1 pseudogene is annotated in these 221 nt (G+C 46.6%); it reads right to left on the bottom strand.

The features are described from left to right. Window positions 1-221 (bottom strand): annotated as a pseudogene (locus tag JW499_RS23325) (IS110 family transposase); the annotation flags it as partial.

Here is a 221-nt window from a genome sequence, read left to right as displayed (position 1 = left end):
ACGATTAATCGTTAGAAGACAGGCTTGCCAGGTGGCATGAAGCGCATCTCTAAAGGGCATACTAAAGCCATTGTCGGCATCTTCTAATGTACGTTGAACGGCACCGCTCAAGCCGCCTCTACCTTTGACAGACGATCCGTGAATATTAAATTCAGCGAGGAGTGCGCGAACCTGATTCTGTAGAGCAATTTTCTGTTTAACGGCTAATTCACGCATTCTCA

The organism is Amphritea pacifica (assembly GCF_016924145.1).
Classification (GTDB): Bacteria; Pseudomonadota; Gammaproteobacteria; order Pseudomonadales; family Balneatricaceae; genus Amphritea; species Amphritea pacifica.
Note: the sequence above shows the minus strand (reverse complement) of the source record. Positions and strands in the feature narration are given on the sequence as shown.